General features: G+C 38.5%; 16 protein-coding genes. 5 read left to right on the forward strand and 11 right to left on the reverse strand.

Annotated elements, in window-relative coordinates; all coding sequences use genetic code 11:
* Positions 1-99: 99 nt before the first annotated feature.
* Positions 100-1,014: a DUF368 domain-containing protein gene (locus VH441_RS09375; protein WP_434353380.1), complete on the reverse strand. Its 915-nt coding sequence runs from the start codon at positions 1,012-1,014 to the stop codon at positions 100-102.
* A 40-nt stretch (positions 1,015-1,054) separates the two neighbouring features.
* Positions 1,055-2,233: a phosphoserine phosphatase SerB gene (gene serB / locus VH441_RS09380; RefSeq protein WP_434353381.1), complete on the reverse strand. Its 1,179-nt coding sequence runs from the start codon at positions 2,231-2,233 to the stop codon at positions 1,055-1,057.
* Between the two features lie 190 nt (positions 2,234-2,423).
* Between serB and VH441_RS09385 the strand changes: the two genes are divergently transcribed.
* The 4 genes from VH441_RS09385 (at position 2,424) to VH441_RS09400 (ending at position 6,996) form a co-directional block, all read left to right on the forward strand.
* Positions 2,424-3,839 (forward strand): hypothetical protein, encoded by a 1,416-nt coding sequence (locus VH441_RS09385; protein WP_434353382.1) that lies wholly within the window; start codon positions 2,424-2,426, stop codon positions 3,837-3,839.
* A 117-nt stretch (positions 3,840-3,956) separates the two neighbouring features.
* On the forward strand, positions 3,957-4,175 hold the full coding sequence (locus tag VH441_RS09390) for a PA3496 family putative envelope integrity protein (protein WP_434353383.1): 219 nt from the start codon (positions 3,957-3,959) through the stop codon (positions 4,173-4,175).
* A gap of 67 nt (positions 4,176-4,242) precedes the next feature.
* A complete protein-coding gene (locus VH441_RS09395; RefSeq protein WP_434353384.1) occupies positions 4,243-4,776 on the forward strand; it encodes a YgfB and YecA protein in 534 nt (177 codons plus the stop codon).
* A gap of 357 nt (positions 4,777-5,133) precedes the next feature.
* Positions 5,134-6,996: a DEAD/DEAH box helicase gene (locus VH441_RS09400; protein ID WP_434353385.1), complete on the forward strand. Its 1,863-nt coding sequence runs from the start codon at positions 5,134-5,136 to the stop codon at positions 6,994-6,996.
* Positions 6,997-7,107: 111 nt separating this feature from the next.
* On the opposite strand, the gene VH441_RS09405 is transcribed toward VH441_RS09400, so the two are convergent.
* The 4 genes from VH441_RS09405 to VH441_RS09420 form a co-directional block, all read right to left on the reverse strand.
* Positions 7,108-7,869, reverse strand: coding sequence for an ABC transporter ATP-binding protein (locus tag VH441_RS09405; RefSeq protein WP_434353386.1), 762 nt, complete (start codon positions 7,867-7,869; stop codon positions 7,108-7,110).
* Positions 7,869-8,885 carry a FecCD family ABC transporter permease gene (locus VH441_RS09410; protein ID WP_434353387.1) on the reverse strand — a complete coding sequence of 339 codons (1,017 nt, stop codon included), beginning with the start codon at positions 8,883-8,885 and terminating at the stop codon, positions 7,869-7,871. Before VH441_RS09410 ends, VH441_RS09405 begins: the two co-directional genes overlap by 1 nt.
* Positions 8,878-9,777, reverse strand: coding sequence for a heme/hemin ABC transporter substrate-binding protein (locus tag VH441_RS09415; RefSeq protein ID WP_434353388.1), 900 nt, complete (start codon positions 9,775-9,777; stop codon positions 8,878-8,880). Before VH441_RS09415 ends, VH441_RS09410 begins: the two co-directional genes overlap by 8 nt.
* A 136-nt stretch (positions 9,778-9,913) precedes the next feature.
* Positions 9,914-11,026 (reverse strand): ChuX/HutX family heme-like substrate-binding protein, encoded by a 1,113-nt coding sequence (locus VH441_RS09420; protein ID WP_434353389.1) that lies wholly within the window; start codon positions 11,024-11,026, stop codon positions 9,914-9,916.
* A gap of 232 nt (positions 11,027-11,258) precedes the next feature.
* Here VH441_RS09420 and VH441_RS09425 point away from each other — a divergent pair, with 232 nt between their 5' ends.
* A complete protein-coding gene (locus tag VH441_RS09425) occupies positions 11,259-13,388 on the forward strand; it encodes a TonB-dependent receptor domain-containing protein (RefSeq protein ID WP_434353390.1) in 2,130 nt (709 codons plus the stop codon).
* A gap of 391 nt (positions 13,389-13,779) precedes the next feature.
* Here the strand turns inward: VH441_RS09425 and VH441_RS09430 are convergent, their stop codons facing one another.
* The 5 genes from VH441_RS09430 to VH441_RS09450 all read right to left on the reverse strand — a co-directional run bounded on the left by VH441_RS09430 (position 13,780) and on the right by VH441_RS09450 (position 20,797).
* A complete protein-coding gene (locus VH441_RS09430; RefSeq protein WP_434353391.1) occupies positions 13,780-16,053 on the reverse strand; it encodes a TonB-dependent receptor in 2,274 nt (757 codons plus the stop codon).
* A gap of 122 nt (positions 16,054-16,175) precedes the next feature.
* Complete coding sequence (locus VH441_RS09435) at positions 16,176-16,454, reverse strand: hypothetical protein (RefSeq protein WP_434353392.1); 279 nt, start codon at positions 16,452-16,454, stop codon at positions 16,176-16,178.
* A gap of 84 nt (positions 16,455-16,538) precedes the next feature.
* Positions 16,539-18,260: a PepSY-associated TM helix domain-containing protein gene (locus tag VH441_RS09440; protein ID WP_434353393.1), complete on the reverse strand. Its 1,722-nt coding sequence runs from the start codon at positions 18,258-18,260 to the stop codon at positions 16,539-16,541.
* A 35-nt stretch (positions 18,261-18,295) separates the two neighbouring features.
* The gene (locus VH441_RS09445; protein WP_434353394.1) at positions 18,296-18,586 is read right to left on the reverse strand and encodes a hypothetical protein; all 291 of its coding nucleotides are present in this window, start codon (positions 18,584-18,586) and stop codon (positions 18,296-18,298) included.
* Positions 18,587-18,664: 78 nt separating this feature from the next.
* Complete coding sequence (locus VH441_RS09450; RefSeq protein ID WP_434353395.1) at positions 18,665-20,797, reverse strand: TonB-dependent receptor; 2,133 nt, start codon at positions 20,795-20,797, stop codon at positions 18,665-18,667.
* Between the last annotated feature and the right edge of the window lie 56 nt (positions 20,798-20,853).

The raw sequence follows: 20,853 nt of genomic DNA on the forward strand, positions 1-20,853 counted from the left end.
ATTTTTTGTAACAAAAAATACAGAGTAGTTACACTTGTTGAAAGATTGTACTAATCAATATGTTGTGCTTGCTTAAGATGTAACCACTATATATTGATTTTATTGCTGGTTTTTACCTAAATGGGATATGATAAAAACCAAACCAGCACCTATCATCATCAGTATTAAAGCGGTGACTAAGTGTGCCCCATCAGGATAATTTTGTGGTAAAAAATATTGTCCATCAACTTGCCAAGGATACACTTTTAACAGTGAGCCAGCAATAAAACCAGTAAGCAGTGCTAAAGTTGCCTGATAAAATCGGCTTAGAAGCCATTTAAGCAGTTTACTAAAAGCCAGCAAGCCACAAATCATACCAGTAAAAACTGTGGCTAATACACTAAGCTGCATTTGATGCACGGCAGTTAGTACCGCGTTGTATGCCCCAAGCAGTACAAGAATAAAAGAACCAGATACCCCAGGCAAAATCATCGCACAAATAGCAATGGAGCCAGCAAAAAATAGATAGGGTAGGCTTGGTGTTCCAGTCACGTTTGGCGCAAGGCTAATGCCAATGGCTATCAGTAAACCTGCTATAAATAACAAAATACGCTTAATATTCCAGTCTTTTATTTCTTTAAATAGTATTAACACCGTGGCGAGCATTAACCCAAAAAACAATGACCAAATAATCAGAGGTTGGTTTTTTAGCATATGGCTAATAAATCCAGCCAAAGTGATTACACTGGTGCCAATACCTGCGGCTAAAACCAACAAAAAAGTGGCGTCCATGTATTTCCATACATCAATAAAACCGTTAATTAGTCCGCCATTTTTCCATATCTTCAATATTTTTAGGTCGGCACGGCTAATTGCTGATATCAACCGAGTGTATATACCAGCGATTAAGGCAATAGTACCGCCAGAAACGCCAGGAACAATATCAGCAGCACCCATTGCGATGCCTTTTATATAAATGATGAGATAATCAAGTGCTGAGTTATTTGCAGGTTTTTGTTGTTGTGATGATTGCATTGCCACTCTCGTAAAAACTGTGGGTATTGTTATTTAGTTATTATTTTTTTTGTGATAGTGCATTAACGCCTAATGCATAGAGTACGCCTTCTAGCCCAGTGCAGTTAATGGCTAAGTCTGCTTTAGCTTGAACAATGGGCTTTGCACGGTATGCCAGCCCAATATCGGCGACTGCCATCATGGCTAAGTCATTTGCCCCATCACCAATGCAAATCACCTCAGAAAGTGCAATCCCTTTTTGTTGGGCAATTTTTTGGACGATTGCAGCTTTCATTTCGCCATTAACAATTGGCAGTACAACATCGCCTGTTACCATACCATCTAGCGTATCTAGCTCATTTGCATGAAACTCATCCATGTTTAATTTTTTGGCAATGTGCTTGGCAAAATAGGTAAAACCGCCAGAAACAAGCACAGTATAAAAGCCCATTGCTTTAAGTGTTGCCAGCGTGGTTTTTGCGCCAGCCGATAAGGTTAGGCTGCTATTGATTTCATCTAACACCTCGGTTGAGGTGCCTTTTAAAAGGGCAACACGCTGTACAAAAGACTCATTAAAGTCTATTTCGCCACGCATCGCAGATTCAGTAATTTCGTTTACTTTGTCGCCAATATTTGTTGCTTTTGCAAGCTCAACAATCACTTCTTGCTCAATGAGGGTTGAGTCCATATCAAAAAATGCTAATTTGTGAGGCTTTGTTAATTTGCTGGCAAGTAAAATGTGGCAGTCAAATTGATTGCCAAGTTTGTCATGTAACATCGCCGTTATTTGTTCATCAATCACGTGAGCAGCGGCGGTTATTTTTTCTGGATAACTTAAATGCTTAATGGCATCAACCGAGCTTGGGTAAAGCAGATATTTGCAAGTATCAATCGGTGTTAAACGATCATTTTCTATGACATTATTTTTATCATCGGATACAAAACAAGCGCTTGCTGCTTGAGCGGCGTCTGAGCTGTTTACATTTAACAAATCCCATTGGGCTTGTTGATTCGCCCATGCCGTTATCCAATTATCAATGTTTTGTGTCAAAGGCTGTTGTAAATCATCGTTTACATCATCGCTTACATTGATATTAGCTGTGATAATGACCGCAAAAATTGGCAAGTCTTGTTTGCTAACGACATTAGTTACAGGCATCTTGTTTAGGCATTCATCAAATGCGGTTTGCCACATGGTTACAGTCGGTTGCTTGCCGTTTAATGTTTGGGATGTTGTCACAGTTAAATATCCTTGTTATGAACGAAAATTGAAAAAAAATAGCAAATTTTTAATATCTGTCTATCATATCATTAATATTGTGTTGCTAGCGGGCTTAATTGGTTATATTATTGCATCTATGTTTGCATATTTAATAGCTATTTTATGCTTTTTAAATAGCTGAGGATTTATTACCAAAGTTTATCATATCATGACCTATTTAGCGCCAAGGCAAGGGCTATTTGCCATTATTGTTTTTACCAGTTTTTGTTTGCACTGCTTGTTGATGGTGGTGGGTAGCGAAAATCAAATTGATGAGACACGCCAACAAAAGGGAGAAAGGATCGTTGCCCAGCTGGTTGATGACTCATTGATAGCACTTAGCTATCAAGATCGCGTAAGCCTTGGGGTTATGGCAAACCGTTTTTCTAATGAAGCCGATATTGCGCTTTTGCAAATAAAAGATGCGAATGAGCAAATATTGGTACAAATTGGAGATGCCCCTTTACAAAAAGGGGATGTGATTAGTGCATTTGCTAAAAATGAAGATGCGGTGATTGGTGAAGTGCTGGTGACCATGAAGCAAATTGGCAAAGGTGAAGTATTTAAAAGCCTTTGGCCGTACATCTTAGGGGCATTACTTTTACACTTTTTAGTTTGGTTAGCTTATGGCTATGTGGCTCGACCAACTAAAGAGCAGTTACGTGAGCTTAGCCGTGATGTGCATGAGCATTATCGTAACTATTATAGCCAAGCAGAAAATACAGATGTGCAGACACAAACCGATGTTGCGGAGTTAACCAATGGCAACGATGACATTTTGACCCACCTAGCAACTGAAGAAGAGAGTGACAAAACAGGGAATGATGTTTTACAGCAGCATAACATTGGGCAAGAGTTGGATGACTTAATTCAGCAAAACCAGTTGAATGATGAAACCACGATGAGCATGGCAATGAGCAACACCACTGATAGAGACCATGCATTTGAGCAAGAAAGCCCATTAATAACAGATGAAGAACCCGTTGATGAAGCTGAAGAAAACAATCACATTAATGTGCATATTCAATTTGTAGATGAAAACAAATTATTGGAAGTTGTGTCGGCAGACTACTTATATCCCTATTTGGATTTATGCTCGCAATTGTTAGTCAGTGCTGTAGATGAGGTAATTAAACAACCAATATTGCATGGATTAGAGCTAGTAAATGAACCGAGCTTTGATAAAAATGGTGCTTTTGTTGAGTTAAAATCAGATACTGAACATAGTAATATTGCGCTGGGTGGAGCAATGCTTGCCATTTTATATACAAAATTAAATCACGTTGTATATCAAAAAAATCTTGAATTAAGCAACTTGGCTTTGCCCGTTAAAGTTGGTATTAGCCAAAACCTAACCGCAGATACGTTACAAGATGCTTTAAAACACGAAGCAGTAGAAAATGACGTACTGATGATGGTTTCATCTGCTGCTTATGAAGAAGTTGACGCTTATATGCAGTTAATGCCATTAAGCGACTCAAATAATAGCTATGCTAAAAATATGGTGCTTGTAACAGAAGATGACGAGAGTATTTGTACACGTATCAATAAAATGCAAAGTTCGGTATTGATGTTGGGTAGCTAAAAATATAAAATCATTAAAATTATAGAACGAACCCGTAAAAATGGATTAAAGTTCATTCACCAAAGTAATTAGCTAGATTTTTTTCTGCTTAAAAAAACAAAACAACTGGAGTAGATGATGAGTGAAATAGATGACGATTTTGACGAAAACTTTGACGAAGAAGACAAGGATGCAAAGTTAGCAGAAGAGTCAGAATCAAAAAAAGATGATAGCAACAGCCTCGAAAAACGCAGGTTGATTGATAACCTTTTAGAAGAAAAAAGGCTAGCCCGAGAGTTAGAAGATTTTGATGAAGATGACCTAGATAGCCTTGATGATGACGACCTGGATGACTAAATAACCCAAGTTGGATTTGACAATTAACTTGATGATATTAAGCACCTACTTTTAGATATAGATAATTATGACACATGATGAACTGATTAGTTTTTTAGACTCAGATGCCAATCAATTTGGGCTGGATAGTATTGCGACCCACGGGTTTTTAACAGCAACGGTTGTTGGTAAACCTTTAAAAGACTGGCATTTGGCACTTTTTGAGATGAATGATGCCGAGTTAACCGATGCAATTAAACTTGCGCTGTATGCTTGGCAAGTCGATATCATGAATCAGTTAAAGTCAGAATCACCCATTGAGTTACCGTTTGCCGATGGGAGTGAAGAGGTAGACTATTCTCCCGAGTCTGATATTTCTGCTTGGTCAGTTGGCTTTGTAGATGCTATGTATGCAGATGAAGCACATGACTGGTTTGCAGATGATGAAACCGAAGACGATGTTGCCATGCTAACCTTACCCATGGTGATATTTAGTGGTATTGATGAAGATGATGAAACGTTACAAGCTATGAGACATGATGAAGATTTGCTGGCTCAAATGGCGAACAACATAGAGGGTAATTTAACTGAGTTGTTTTTGCTCTTCCACACGCAAGATTAAAAACAAAGCATTAAAAATGATGTTTTTATGATAGCCCGCACCTTGCTGGCTTTTTATTTTTTAGTAAAAAAGTTTGACAAAAACAAAATAGCTGTCACAATAGGCGGCTTGTTTGTAGTGTGGCAATAATCTGTCACACTTTATTTTTTTATATCGAACCAGCGTTTCTTGCCTACATTTATCTATTTATTCACCTAATTTTAGTCTTTTTATTAGACCGTTAATGCTGAATATCTTACGTTTTAGCAGATGTGTATTGTTTTATAGGCTTTAGCAAAGTTTTTTGCAAAGTTGTGGGAGGAGCAATTGGTTAAAATTCATATCTATTTGAATCTATCAATAGGATAAGGGCTTCTAATGACACAGCAATCACAAAGCTTTGCCGACCTTGGGCTAAAGCAACCACTTCTTGACGCGTTAAATAAAGTTGGTTACAGCGAACCATCGCCAATTCAGGCACAAGCAATTCCGCACCTTTTAAATCGCCATGATATTTTAGGGCAAGCGCAAACAGGGACAGGTAAAACAGCCGCTTTTGCTTTGCCAACCTTGCAAAATATTGACCTAAGCTTACGAGGTGTTCAGGTTTTGGTATTAGCACCCACGCGTGAACTTGCCATACAAGTGGCAGATGCCTACAAAGACTATGCACAATTTATGCCAAAGGTTAATGTGCTTCCTATCTATGGTGGTGCGGATTATCGCACTCAGATTAATGGTTTAAAACGTGGGGCTCAAATTGTGGTTGGTACCCCTGGTCGCGTAATGGACCACATGGAAAAAGGCACACTCAAGTTAGACAACTTGCAAGCTTTAGTGTTAGATGAAGCGGATGAAATGTTACGCATGGGCTTTATTGATGATGTGGAATGGGTGTTGTCTCATACGCCTCAAGAAACCCAAATTGCGTTATTTTCTGCAACCATGCCAGCGCAAATTAAGGCAATTACCGAAAAATATCTTAAAAATGAAGTGGTAATTCAGATTGCTAAAAAAGCAGAAACAGCATCGACTATCGAGCAGTTTTATTTGTGTGTTGAATCTAGCCAAAAAATGGCAGGGTTACGTCAATTGTTAGAAATTGAAGATAGAGATGCCACCATCATCTTTGTTAACACCAAAGCGATGACAGAAGAATTAGCGAGCAAACTTAATTATCGTGGGCATAAAGCAGCAGCACTAAATGGTGACTTGCAGCAAAAACAACGTGAGCGAGTGATTGATCAGCTTAAAAAGGGCATGATTGACATTGTAATCGCGACAGATGTTGCAGCTAGGGGTATTGATGTAGAGCGAATCAGCCATGTTATTAACTATGACCTACCTCATGACAGTGAGTCTTATGTACATAGAATTGGTCGTACTGGGCGTGCTGGACGTAGTGGTAAAACAATTTTGTTAATGACACCACGTGATCGTCGCTCGTTTGGTTTTATCGAAAAAGATACAAAAACAACCATACCTATGTACCCAATGCCATCGTTAACAGATATTAATGCCCAACGTGTGGCGCATTTTAAGCAGCGCATTGTTAGTGAAATGGAACACAAGAATCTTGAGTATTTAGAGCAAATGCTTGAAGAAATGTACCAAAATGATGACCTAGATTTAATTAGCATCGCAGCTGCCCTTGCCAGTATGTCGTTAAATAATTCACCATTGCTATTAGGCAAGCGTGATACCGTTGCTTCTATTGACTTGGCAACCTTGTCATCACGTTCTTCTCGTCAAAGAGATGGACGAGGGCGTGGGCGAGATAGAAACAAAGATAACCGTAGAAACCGCAAAGATCGTGATGAAAATCAGGGTGACAGAGTATCTCGAGAAGATATGGAAAACTATCGTCTTGGTGTTGGCTATCGTGATAATATTAAGCCAGGGCATATTGTGGGCGCCATTGCGAATGAAGCAGGTATCGAAGGATACAATATTGGACCAATTAACATCAGTGATAACCATACAGATGTTATGCTACCAAAAGGTATGCCAGCTGAGGTTTTAAAGCACCTACAAAAAACCCGTATCAATGGTAAATTAAGCCAAATTGAGCAAATGGATGCCGATACCAGCGCATCGGAAGGAAATAACCGTAAGCGCAGCGGTGGTAAAGATAGACGAGGGAATCAAGAGCGACGCAACAAACGAGACTTTAAAAAGTCACCACATAAAGGTAGAGATGGTGATAAACCTGTAAGACGTCCTCGTAAAAAGTTTGATTAACTTTTATGAGTTTTAAACGGTACTAGATTAAACATAAGCTGAAGCCAATCAGCTTATGTTTTTTTTATGGGCTTTTAAACGATATTTTTTTATTCAGTTTGATAAATAGAGTTAAACAAAGACTTTACCATCCTTGGTGTCATAAACTTTGATATCAACTTCGTACATTTTTTTAAGGGTTGCCGGTGTCATTACGGCATCAGGTGTGCCCGTAGCAATAATCTTGCCATCTGCCATGGCAATAATATGATCGGCATAATTATAGGCATCAGTTAAACTGTGCAACACCATCACAATGCTTTTATTGCCAAATTTAACCAGATTTTTTAAATAAGCAAAAAGTTTGCGTTGATGTTTGACATCCAAATGGTTGGTAGGCTCATCAAGTAGTAAAATATCGGTTTTTTGCATTAAAGCACGCACCATGGTCATGCGTTGTTTTTCGCCTCCTGAAAGCGTTTGTACACGCATGCTTGCTAAATTTAGCAAATCAAAATCATTTAAGTAATTTTTTGCTTCTGCAATTGCCTGTTTGTTTGGTTTTTCATACCAAGCCAAATTAGGCATGATGCCAAGCAAGCAATAATCTAAAACAGTTAATGGCACTTCGTATTTTTCGTGCTGACCAACCCAAGCAACTTGACCACGACGGATGAGTTTGCTAACAGGTTGTCCTTGATGGCTAATATTACCGGTGACATGACAGCGACCATTTTGTTCTAAAAGGGCGTTGATTAGCGTGCTTTTACCAGCGCCATTGGCACCAATAATGGCAATCATATGATTGCTGGGCAGGGCAAGCTGTTTTGTTTGCAACAAAACCTTTTGTTTGTGTACAACTTTTAAAGAGTCGATAGAAAATAATGTGCTCATTACCTGCGATTCCCTTGTAAAAATATCCAAACAAAAAATGGACCTCCAAGCAAAGCAAGCACAATACCAATGGGCAAATCAATGGGATAAGCGATGTGACGAGCAGCACTGTCAATGACCAACATAAACATTGCGCCTAACCAACCTGACCATATCATTAGCCACGTTCTACCACCACCAAAAATAAGTGCAAGTAAGTTAGGGATCATCATACCAATAAAGCCAATCATCCCAGATATTGAAACAGCCCCGCCCGTGAGCAAAGCACAAGCAATAATAACCAAGGTACGAGTTAAGCCAACGTTTATTCCCATCGTGGTTGCGGTGGTTTCTCCAAGCAAAAGGGCATCCAGCTTTCGCCCCATTGGTAACAGCAAAATCAAACCTAATAGCATAACCAAAAGTGCATACCGTAGTGGTACAAACCCAGCTTCTGCCAAGCTGCCTGATAGCCAGTTGGTGGCACTGCGTAAAATCATATCATCAGACATAAATAAAATTAGGCTAACGACTGCACCACAAAAAGCACTGATAATAAAGCCTAAAATTAGCAATCCCATTTGACCACCGCCCAAAAAACGGTGGAACGCCAGCACAAAAATGCACACCAGCATGCTGCCTGCAAAAGCAGCTAAAGGCACGCCAATACCCCCAATACCAAAAGCAATAACCAGCACCACACCTAAGGCTGCACCACCAGATGTACCAATTAGACTTGGGTCTGCCAATGGGTTTTCAAACAAGGCTTGTAAGGCACAACCACTTACCGATAATGCCATACCAACCATTAAAGCGTTTGCTATACGTGGGTAACGCAGTGCCCAAGTCAACTCGTTTAATGTGCTTGGATTATGCCACTCGCCAAAGCCAATGCCCAAACTAAACCATGCGATAACACAGCACAGCAATGCCAGCATGAGATATAGCGATATTTTTTTGGGTCTAATGGCGAGCATCTTTAAACTACGGATGGTGATAGGGCTTGTATTTAAATGAAAGCGGTGTTGCTTATTCATGTGCTAATTTGTGTAACTTATCGACAATGTTAGGAGAATATAAACCAAATACCATAAAGTCTCTCACTGGCCAAAATATCACTTTATCATTTTTGGCAGCTGGGCTATTTGCAATTTCAGGACGGCTGGCAAATTGTTTTTGTGAACCTACAATGGCTTTGTTGTGGTCAGCAATGATGACGACATCAGGGTTGGCATCTAGCCAGCCTTCACGAGATAATGGTTTTAAGCCTTCAACACTCGAGGCAGCATTAATACCACCAGCCCTTTTTATCAGATCGTCTGCCACCGTGTTTTTGCCAGATACAAACCTTCCGTCATAGCTCAACAAATAGCGGGTTTTGGTTTGTTCTCTTGGTTGCATCCCCTCAAGCCATTGAGTAGACAGTTTTTTACCTTCTTCAGGTTTACCAACTAAATTACCAATAGTTTCAATGCTTTGAGCAAAAACCTCAATGTCTGCTTTTGGTGCAACATTAACGGCTTTTAGACCCAAACCCTCTAAACGGTTATAAATGGTTTGTGGTTGCACCATGTGGCTACCCAGTACAAGGTCTGGATTAACAGAAATAATTGACTCGGGCGATATATTACGATGCGTCCCCACTTCTGGCACATGGTTTAGTTTTGGGTGCTTGTTCATTGCATCTTTGCCAACAATTTTATCAATTGCACCTAAGCTAATAACAATGTTTGCCACATCTGGGCTCATCACAACAATACGTTGGTATTCATCTTGGTTGGCGGCAGTTTTTACGTGACCGTTGGCTTGCTCTTTTTTAGCTTCATTTGCGTCATTTATCGGTTTGTCACAAGCCGTTAAACTGGTTGCCATGGCAAATAGGCTGATATAACAGCAAGTTTTAGCGGTTTTAGATAGTGGGTTTTTCATAATATGATGCTTGTTGTGTTTTTTATCAAAATTACAGTTTATTGCTGATTAACCTTTCATTTACCCTTTTACCTTTAAAAACAAATAAATCGGACTTTTACTTAATCTGTTAGTAAAAAGGTTATAAAAAATGATTCTATGCAGCGTAGTCTTTAGCAATTTGGTCGGTAATTTCAACCCATAAATCAAGTTCAGGATTGCCTTCTTGACGTTGCCCAAAAATGGTTGCGATGGTACGCCCTTTATCATCAAAGGCTTCAATACAAGTGACATAGCCATCCACAATAGGGCGCTTAACCCACCATAGTTGTGAGATACCACTGTCTTTAAGGTGTAGGGTAAAGTCGTTGTGGTCTTTATCTAAAATATTTAACCAATCACCCATTCGGTTGACGGTTTTAACAGTACCTGTTTGTATTTGAACCACGCCAGTGTTGCCAACAAAAATCATAATTGGGCATGCTTTTTGTTGCACTAAATTTAATAATTGTTCACATGCATGTGGGTTTAGCTTGGTTGCCATGCCCTCAGGTGCTTGTATATAACTGCTTGCTCTGTCAATTTCTAAGTCTGCTAAAATACCAAAAAATTGGTGTACATCGGTCATACCAAGCCATTTTTCATGCAGTGTTTTTTTGTTTTCATCACTTAGTGTTTTTAGTTGCCAGTCTTTCAGATCTTCGGGCGCGTCAAGTTCAATTACTTTAGCCTCTGCATTGTTGCCCATGCTTGTTATGATTTCATCAAGCATGGATTGCCAATGGGGTAGGTCATCCATATTTTTTAAATAAACCTTGTTAATGGCATTGCCATGCCCATCAAAAAACTGAATGCTGTGGATAGCACGTTTGTTATTTTTAGTATTGGTGACAGCTAGTATGTGTTTCCATTTACTCATAAAGTAACGTAAATCAAGTCCCCCGACATTTAGCATAATCCCCATTTTTTTACCCGCCTTTAAGTTTTGAAACTTGCCAAGTTTTTCATGCACGGCAAAATCATTACGGACGATGCTTTCTAATTTTTCGGTTGGTAATTTGGTGAGTGCGTTAAGTGCATCAACACATTGACTGCCAAGGTATTGGCTATCTGGCGATGCTAAAAGCAATTCCAGCTCGCTTACCCCTAGTTTTTGTGAGCCCTCAGTAGGGAACAACATTTTTGATTCTGATTTTGCTTGCTCATAAGATTGCCATAGGTCGGTATTTTTTGTACTGGTGTCTATAGGGGTCATTTTGTTTGTACTCATAATAAAACTTGGATGGTTTTTGTTAAAAACATTGTTGATTTAACAATATATAGGCAATGGTATCAATTTTATCATTTAAATACAAATAATTATTATTATCATTATTATTGCAATTAAGAATCATTATCGTTACAATGCTGAAACATTGTTACCTATTTTTTAATTGCTTTAATTTGACATGCTTGTGGCAATTTTTAAATAGCTTTTTTATGTAAACTCTTGGAGTAATTAAATGAATACAACATTTAATAATCAAAAAACTATGGTAAAAAACTTTGCGCTTAGCTCATTAAGTTTGGCTTTAGCCCCTTTATTATTGACTGCTGCACACGCCGCACAAGCGGATACGCTGCCAACAGCACAATTGCCTGCTATTAATATTACTGCCACTACAGAAAATAGTATTGATAGTAGTTTGCCGAATGCTAAAACAATGAATCTGGAGAAACAAAACGATACTTCGATTGTTGATGTTTCTAGTGCATTGCAAAATGATACTTCTATCGATTTAAATTTGGATGGCAATGGTAATACTCGCTATATTAATATTAGAGGCATTGGTGCTAACAATACCGAAGTAAAAATTGATGGTATTAAAAAGCCTCAAAACTTTTCATATGCACATGGTATTTATAATAGTGGTGAATTAAATCCTTACGAAATTGATACCATTAAACAAATTGATATTGTTAAGGGGCGTAACTCACCTAAACAAGGTGGTGGCGCTCTTGCGGGTTCAGTAAATATGCGTACCTACCGTCCAAGTGATTTTATTGATGACGAAAACCGCAAATATGCATCATTGCAGTCAAGCTATGCAGATAAAAATGATAGTTGGGGTAATACGCTAACAGTTGCAGCTGGCAATGATAAAGTTAGTGGCATGGTAATGTATACTAAACGAGATTCTCATGAATATGAGAACACTGGCAATGACGAGGATAAAACACAGCGCAATAACATTGAGTATGAGCAAGATAATATCCTGGTTAAAGGCGAAATGGATGTGACTGGTGGTAAGTTAATTGCCACTGCCGAACGTTTTGATCAAAAAAGAAAGACTGAGTATCGATACTACCAAAGAGAGGGTAAAGACGAACCAATTAAACGCAGCCGTTACTCTGTAGAAGGTGAATTTCAGGATGTACTTGGAACCGATGCTTTAAATTTCTTGTTGGGATATCAAAAAATTGATAATACGAGTCAAGGGCAATATATAGGTTTGTTTAAAAATGATTTATTTACTGCTGGTGTAGATGGCGAAAAACACATTGAAACCGGAACACTTAATCAGCATTTGTTATTGGGTTTAGGGTATGAGTCCTCTGAATTTGATTTTAAACGACAAAGTAAAGTCGATGGTTCATACAATAGACGGATACCTATAACAAAAAGAGATACAACCTATATTTATGGTAAAGACCATATTGGATTTAATAACGGATTTGTCTTGTCGCCTGGTGTGCGTGTCGAACATGAAAAACATTCATCTAAATCAGATGATATTTATGAGAATAACCCTGCTGTACAGTTCCAAAATTTTATTCCTAAGGGCAGTAAAACCAAGGTATTGCCATCTTTAGGTGCATCAATGCCAATTAATGATAAAACGACGGTATATGCAAACTATGCTAAAGGTTCTAAAAGTGCTGATGACATAAACTTTACTAGTTTCTATCATCCACCACCACGTACATTTGCTAACATTCCTAACCCCGACCTAAAAGATGAAACATCGCAAAACTTTGAGCTTGGTTTTATCTATGAACCAAACGATATGAGAAGCTTAAGAGTTAATGGTTTTTATACAAAGTATGATGACTTTGTCGTTAAAAAATTTTTAGATGAATATAACGGCAATAAAGGTGACTTTAATATTCCTTATAACCTTGATGATGCAAAAACATATGGTATAGAGGTTGATTCTAGCCTTGCAATTAACGATGCTTTGACAGCAAATCTAGGTGCAACTTGGATGAAGGGTGAAAAAGGCTCTGATGGCAAAGAAGACAAACCATTAATCAACATTAGTCCATTGGTTACTAATTTTAACTTAAGCTATAGTCCTAGTGAAGACTGGGGCAGTAGTTTAAGATTGCGTGCTGCAAGCAAAGGCGCTGATCCTGAAAACGATACTAAGTTCCGTACCCCTGGTTACGTTTTAGCGGACCTAACAGGTTGGTGGAAGCCTATGGAATCATTAACCTTAAGTGGTGGTGTCTATAATGTGTTTGATAAAACCTATTGGTTGGCCGCAGAGGTCAATGGTAATAGTAAACAAGGATATTATGGACCAGTTAATTTTGAAAAATATAGCAGACCTGGACGTAACTTTGGTATAAAAGCGAAGTATGAATTTTAGACTGTCTATAACAATTTGATTTTAATTTATTTAAAAACCACCTTTGCAAGTTGCGAGGGTGGTTTTTTAAAGCGTCTAAAAAAATTTGTACCTACATTAACAAAAGTAATTTAAAAAGCTAAAACAATAACAAAATACGTTTGTATCTATATCTCTTGTATCGAGTAATGCCTTATCTAGACGTAAAATACCTTATTGAAGGTAAACAGATTTGGGCTAATAAAAATTTAGCTTAAATATAAGCTGACAATTTCATATTATTTGGGTGACTCTGTCAGGTTAAGTTTGAGCTAGTACAGATAAAAATAGCCAAAGCTTTACACTTTGGCTATTTAAAAAATTATCCACTATGTGGCTCGTATATATGAGTGAATAATCAAAGTCAGTGTGATTAATATTCAAACGTATAGCTTAAACCATAAGTAGTGCCCTTAGCATCCAAGCGGTTTAATGGACCATAAGTTGTTTGATGATAAACCGTTTTGTAGTCTTTATTTAATAGGTTATAAATTCCATAATCAAAATGACCACTATCAAATTTTACTTGTCCTAATAAATCAAAGGTTGCATACCCTGTGACTGGTTGTGATTTTACATTTTCTTTATGTGCCTTGTCTGTGCCACCAATAGCTAACGCCTGTAAGCGCATATTACTACCACCCTCAAAATTATATTGAGCAAATGCCGTGCCTTTAAGTGGTGTGATACGAGTGGCATCTAGCTCTAACCAATCATCACTGTTTTCTGCTTTGTATTGACCGCGAGTATAAGCGAGGGTTGAACCAACTGACCATGCATCATTTATATCGTGACTTACTCCAGCTTCCACACCATACACACGCTCATCCGTATCTACAATCTCAACCAAATATTCAGGGGGTGTAAATTGTACGGTTTTATCAGAGGTATTATAGAAACCAGCAATTCTGGCTTTAGTTGTATCAAAATTACCTAACCAGCCAAGTTCATAACTATTAACAGTAATTGGTTGCACGTTTTCAGAGTCAACTACATAGCCTGCAGGCACACTTCTTAAAGCACGTTGGACATCAGAGATACTAAAACCTTGCGAAAAATTAGCAAACACCTGATTTTCTGGATTAATTTGGTAGCTTGCACCCAAGTTGAACAAAGCTTTGCTGTGTTCTGTTTCTCCAGCTTCTACCGTCCCGTCATATGACTTACCAAGACGTTTTGCAAAATCTGCAATCAGCTGTTGTTTTATTGGTATATACTTATCTGTCTGAGCAGTAATATTTTGATAACGTATACCCGCACTCGTATGAAGTTTATCAGTCACATCAATATCGGCATTAATAAAAGCGCCCAATTTTTCAACGGTTGTATCAGGACCGCCAAAGTATTTTTTGCCATCTTTGTTAGCGATGAGTCCATTACTGGCATAAAGCTCACCGAAGTTAATACCATAGTAGGTTTGTTTGTCTTCTTCGCTTTCAAAATCAACACCATAGCTAAATAGTGCGTCTTTACCCGCTAAGTTTGCTTCTGTCTGCATGGCAGCACGCACGCCCATAACCTTAATGTCTGCTTCAGACTGTGCTGCAAAATAGGCTTTTTTGGCAGCTTTTACCGCTTTAGGGTCTGTGATTCCATTATCTTTTAGATATTTTTTTGCCTCAGCAATAAAATAGTTCGCAGAAGGATAAAAACGACCTTCTTCTGTGCGGTAGTAACCGGTAATATTTAAGTTAGACCCTAAAATATCATCATTATGGTAATTCAGGCTCACAGAGTTTTTATTGCTATACGGCTGGTCTTCTAATTTAGCACCTTTAATAGCTTTTAATGATGGTTGTTGACCAAATAATACGGCCATACCTTGACCATAATCGGGAGCATACTCGGTGTCTTGTTCATTATTGTAATGAGTAACCGCAAGGTTAATATTTTGCGTATCCGTCAGGTCTATACCAAGGTTGGCGTTCACACTTAAGGTCTTAGTATCTTGTTGGTCTGTCTGATAAGCATCAGGACTAATGCGGTCAGCATGGCTGTCAAAACTGCCGCCTTTGGTTTCATAATCTACATCCAGTCGACCATAAACTTTGTCATCTGCATAGTCAACGGACTGCCCAACATTAAAGCCCAATGATTCGTCTTCGAAGGTACGGTTACTGTTCACACCAATACGAGTTTCGCCATGCAGTCCATAGTCTGAACCAGCAGATTTGGTAACCAAGTTAATCAAACCACCTGTTGCACCCGCACCATAAATACTGGTTGAGCCTGATAAGACTTCAATGCGCTCTAGCTGAGACGGATCAATGCTATTAAGTTGACGAGAAATATCACGCGCACCTGTTAAAGGGACGCCATTTAGCAAATATTGAACCTTACGACCATGCATAGTGGTGGTATAGTTACTGGTAGAGCCACTCCCTGTGCCAAGGCTTGGTACTAGTTGACCTAAAATATCACTTACCATACGATTACCAATTGCTTGTGTCGCTATTTCGTCTTCATAAATAACTTGCGTAACCGCTGGCATTTCGCTAATTTTTTGACCCAATGCGGTGCCTGTTTTCGCTTCAGCAGTTATGGTAATGGTATCTAGCGTGGCGGTTGGCGATGCGTTTTCTGCATAAAGTTGTTGGCAGACACATAGCGTAAGTACTGATAAAGTGAGTTTTTGGTAATTTTTCATTGTTTCTCCAAAAGAGTAAAAGGGAATTAAATTTATAGAGTACAAAAAGGTTGGACTCATAAGAAAGTGATATTATACGATAAGAATAATCATTATTGTTTATAATTATGAAGCAATGCTTATTACTTTGTTAATTTTTTTTTAGGTTTGATAGCAGCCATTGCCCAGCCAATTAAAAACAAGCCTGCTAACCACATGATAAATGCCGAAAATAGTTTGCCAAATAAAAGCACTAAGGCAGGGCAAAAAACCAATATCCATAGTACCTTAGTATGTTGGTTATTTTGTGGAATGGCTGATAGCTTGTGGGTGCGCCTGCGTTTAGGGTTAGTCTGCACTAAGCGATGCAGAAATACACCACTAAAAATAAGGCTAACAAGGGCAAAGGTAATAGAGCTCATAAATTATTTTGTGTTTATTAGAAAAAAATCTTGTTGAAATAAAATACTGTGGTCATTAATAAAACGTTTAACATAAGATTTAAACTACTTTTTAGTTAAAAACCTATGATAAAAAATCAGCCCAGCAATGATAAAAAATAAATCGATAACAATAATACTTGGTGTATAGTTTTTAGCCAAAGTCAACCATCCAATGTGTGATGATTGCCAACGGATGATAGGTAAAAGTAATAAAAAGAATGCCAACACAAAGCGAAAATACTGATTGATATATTGCATTGATTTGTTAAGCCGAATATCGATAGATTGCGTATTGTTTTTGATGTGGGTCATAGACAAAGTAGACTGAGTCTCTACCTTTATTGATGTGTTATCAAGAGAGTTGTTGGTATTCATTTGATAGACAAAAATCAAACTTGCTAAACTCAATAGCCAGCCCAAGCCAAAGCCTAACCAAATAGATGTTTCCATGGATATGTTGATGGCACTGGTATAGCAAAAGAAAAACCCAAGTCCTGCCGATAAAAATGAAATCGGTACACCATAGCTGATGATAGGAACACTAAAATATAAACGACGCCAGCTGGCTTGTTTGATACGACGCTCAAACCACAGTTTGAATCCAGTAATCACTACATAGCATAAAAGCAAGCCTAATCCAAACCACAATAGTTTAGATAACCAACCAGAAAAGTTACCAAAATGTAAAGAGAACATCAGCTGGAGAGTGTCACTACTTATTGTGGGCTTTTGACCGACGATTGATAACTCTTGTATGAACTCACCTGTATTACCATCAAACATTAGCTCGTTGGTCATAAAGTCTTTGTCAATATAGCCTGCAAAATGACGAGTAATCACAACGCTTTGCTCACTACCATAACCCCTAATATTGATTTGATTGGGGTAACTGTCAATGCGTTTTTGACTTTCAATAATGATGTTGTCAAGGTTGAGTAGCTGATTACTATGACTCACTTCACTTGCTAATGCCACACTGGGTTTGCCAGAAACCTTTTCCATTGCTGTATTAATATCGCCTTTAAATGCCGTATAAGCAATGGTAGGCAGACCAAGCGTCAATGCAAAGCTTAAAAAAGCACCCGTAAATGCCAGTACAAAGGCATAAGGCAATGTCCATGTAGCTGCTAGGTTGTGTCCATCACGATAGTTAATGGTTTTTCCAGTTTTGTTTTTGGGTTTGCGAGGTGACAAAAACATATCTTTAATAAGGTGTCTGTGCAATAAAAACCCCGATACCGCTGATACCAACAATAACAAGCCGATAATACCCGTAGCGTAAAATCCAAGACGGCCAGGAATGTAAAGGTTGGTATGCATAAACCTCATAAACTGAACCCATTCAGTGCCAGAAGGGTCTTCAAAGTTAGCAGGAAAACCAATTTGTCTGTTTTGTATAATTTGTTTTCTTAACGTCGTTTTTGGATTATTAATCGTATTCAAGTTGATGCTGTACTGCACGCCATAAGGCTGTTTTTGACCTTTTTTATTTAAGCGATGCTCATGAAAAAACACTTCTAACTCACCATGATGCTTATGAATATCAATGTCTTGCCAAAGTTCTTGCGCGGTATTTTTTGCCAAATGATTAACAAGATCAGTAACCGAACTGTCAATAACCTCAGATGTTTGTAGGTGGCTGGCTGACCATTGTTCAAGCTCATTTTCAAATACCACCACGGCACCTGTAAAGACCACAATGTACAGTAAAAAACCCAACACTAATCCTGTCCATCCATGAATGGCAAGTTGTCGTTTGGTGTTGTCTTTAGAAAGTTTAATCATGGTATTAATCGTTGCTCGTTGCTCGTTGCTTGTGGTTATAAGAATAATGAAAATACAATAAGCGCAATGTTTAGTACTAACATAGATGACATCACCAAAGTGGCACGTTTTAAGCTGGTTTCTAATAATGGATAGAAAAAGCATAGGCTCCATATCAATGGAAATAAAATCACAGGAAAGACCATGTGATAAAGGTGGTTTTCCTTATGTGGTAGCCAAAGAGGTGAGGCTGCCATAATGACGATAGACAATATCAAGGCAAGTGGTCCTGCCAACCAAAACCGAGCTGGCAGATATTTGTTAAAGCCATGTTTTATTATTGTCAAAATTACAAGAGCCCTCTTACCAGAAGAGGGAAGTGCTTTGATTGATTTTTGCTCATTTAAAAGGGGCATTGTAACAACTTACCATTCATAATTAACTGTTACACCAAGGGTGCGAGGGTCACCCAATTCATAAGTATCGGGTAAATTATAACTTAAGGTGTTTGCAATATAGGTCTCATCAAAAGCGTTATTTACATTCACATAAGCTCCCCAGTTGTCTGCTTCATACCCTGCTTTTAGATTTACTAATGTATAGGTATCAATTTTTGCAGTATTGCTTAAATCTTCCCAACCTTTACCTTGATGAGTGGCATATCCACCAATAAACCAGCCTTCAGGTGAACGATAGGTTGCTCCAGCATTGGCAGTTAGCTGACGAGCGTAATCAAACTCTTTACCACTATAATCAACACCATTATCGATAAATTCATCAAACTTGGTCTTGACAACACCAATACCCCCTGTTAACTCTAGTTCTGGAGTGATTTGATAAGCCGTTTCAATCTCTATCCCATACAAATGAGATTTCCCTGCATTAACGACAGAAATATCTCCAGGTAGTCCAGACTTGCCACTAACATAGACTTGTTGATCTTTCCAGTCCGTATAAAATAGGTTACTTGCTAACGAGAAGTCATCATTCTTCATGCGGAGAGAAAATTCATAGTTATCTGTATACTCTTCATCATATTCATGGCTGGATTGGGTGACCACATTTGCTGACACGCCACCAGGGCGATAGCCTCGTTGGTAAACAATACCTGTATTAAGATTATCATTCCAAGCATAATCAAAGCCAATCTTAGGCAACAAAACCTTTTGTGTATTATCTGCATCAAAATCACCACCGATGGTATTAATAATACCTTGGGCAAAAGCATCTATAGGAGGAATACCGGTGCCCTTGACGAGTTTGGCATTTGGATCCGCTTTAATCGTACGTTTGTCATAATCAAGTCGTAACCCACCGATTAACGTTAAATTAGGGTTGACTTTATAATCTATATTGGTAAAGACAGCATAGTTTGTGTATTCATCAGTTTGGTGCGTTGTGTAGTCAGCCAAAATGTTAAAGCCCCGAATACTGTATGGGACATTTAAAGTTTCTAACTGGTTAACAAATTCACCTTCTGTTGCATACAAACCAACAACGGCTTTTATATTGTCATCATTGTCGTAGTTGAATAAAAGCTCTTCTGACCAGTTATTTGCACTTCTATCGTTGTTGTGTCGTGCATCACCTGCTGCGCCATCTCGATCACTTTCTCTATCAAAAGTTAAGTCTTGATAACCGGTGGTTGATTTTAGTGACCAATTGTCAGTCAAATAATTGTTGTATTCTAAACTCAGATTGGTCACATCTGTATCAAAATATACAGGGCTATTATCGGCGTTGATACGTTTTGTTGGGTGAATACTGCTTCGAATGCCATTTCTATCATAATCTACATGCGATGCAGTTAGCATAATGTCACTGTCATCATTGATTTCATACAGGAGTTTTCCACGGATACTGGTGTTGGTCTGGCTATTCCAGTCGTCTTTGTTCTGCACGTTATTGGTATAATGACCATCGGTATGTTTATGCTCGGTACTGATACGATAAGCCAGCTTGTCGGTAATTGCACCTGTATTGGCGAGAGCCAGTTGATAGGTATTGTCAGTACCATAGCCTACTTGGACTTTACCACCTTGCTCAAACTCTGGATCTTTACTTTTAACCAGCATCGCACCTGCCAAAGCATTGCGACCTGCTGTGGTAGACTGAGGACCTCGTAGCACCTCTACTTGTTGTAAATCCCATGTCGAGATAATACCGGGTTGGTTTGCCATATAGTTTTGTGACACGCCATCGACAGTCACACTAAAGGTGTCGGCAGCACCGCCACCACTGCCAGTACGTGAAATACCACGAATGGTAAAGCTTGTCTCATTGGTGACACTCACATTGGGTGCTTTTTGTAGGATATCGGTGAAGTCATCTAAAGATGGGTCGTCTTGTATTTGATCAGCAGTGGTTATGTTGACACTATCTACCGTGTCCTGACTGGTACGCTCAATTTTACCGGCAGTAATGACAATGGTGTCTAGTGTTGTGGTTGGTGTGTCTTCATTTTCTTTTACTACTTGTACGTCAGTGGTTTCAGCATATAGCTGCTGAGAAATACAAATCGTCAGTAGGGATAGGGTAAGTTTTTGATAAGTTTTCATAAAATTAATTACTACTGGATAAAATGTTATGTGTAAATAAAACCGTTCTAATTATT

Source organism: Psychrobacter sp. HD31, assembly GCF_051097895.1.
Taxonomy (GTDB): Bacteria; Pseudomonadota; Gammaproteobacteria; order Pseudomonadales; family Moraxellaceae; genus Psychrobacter.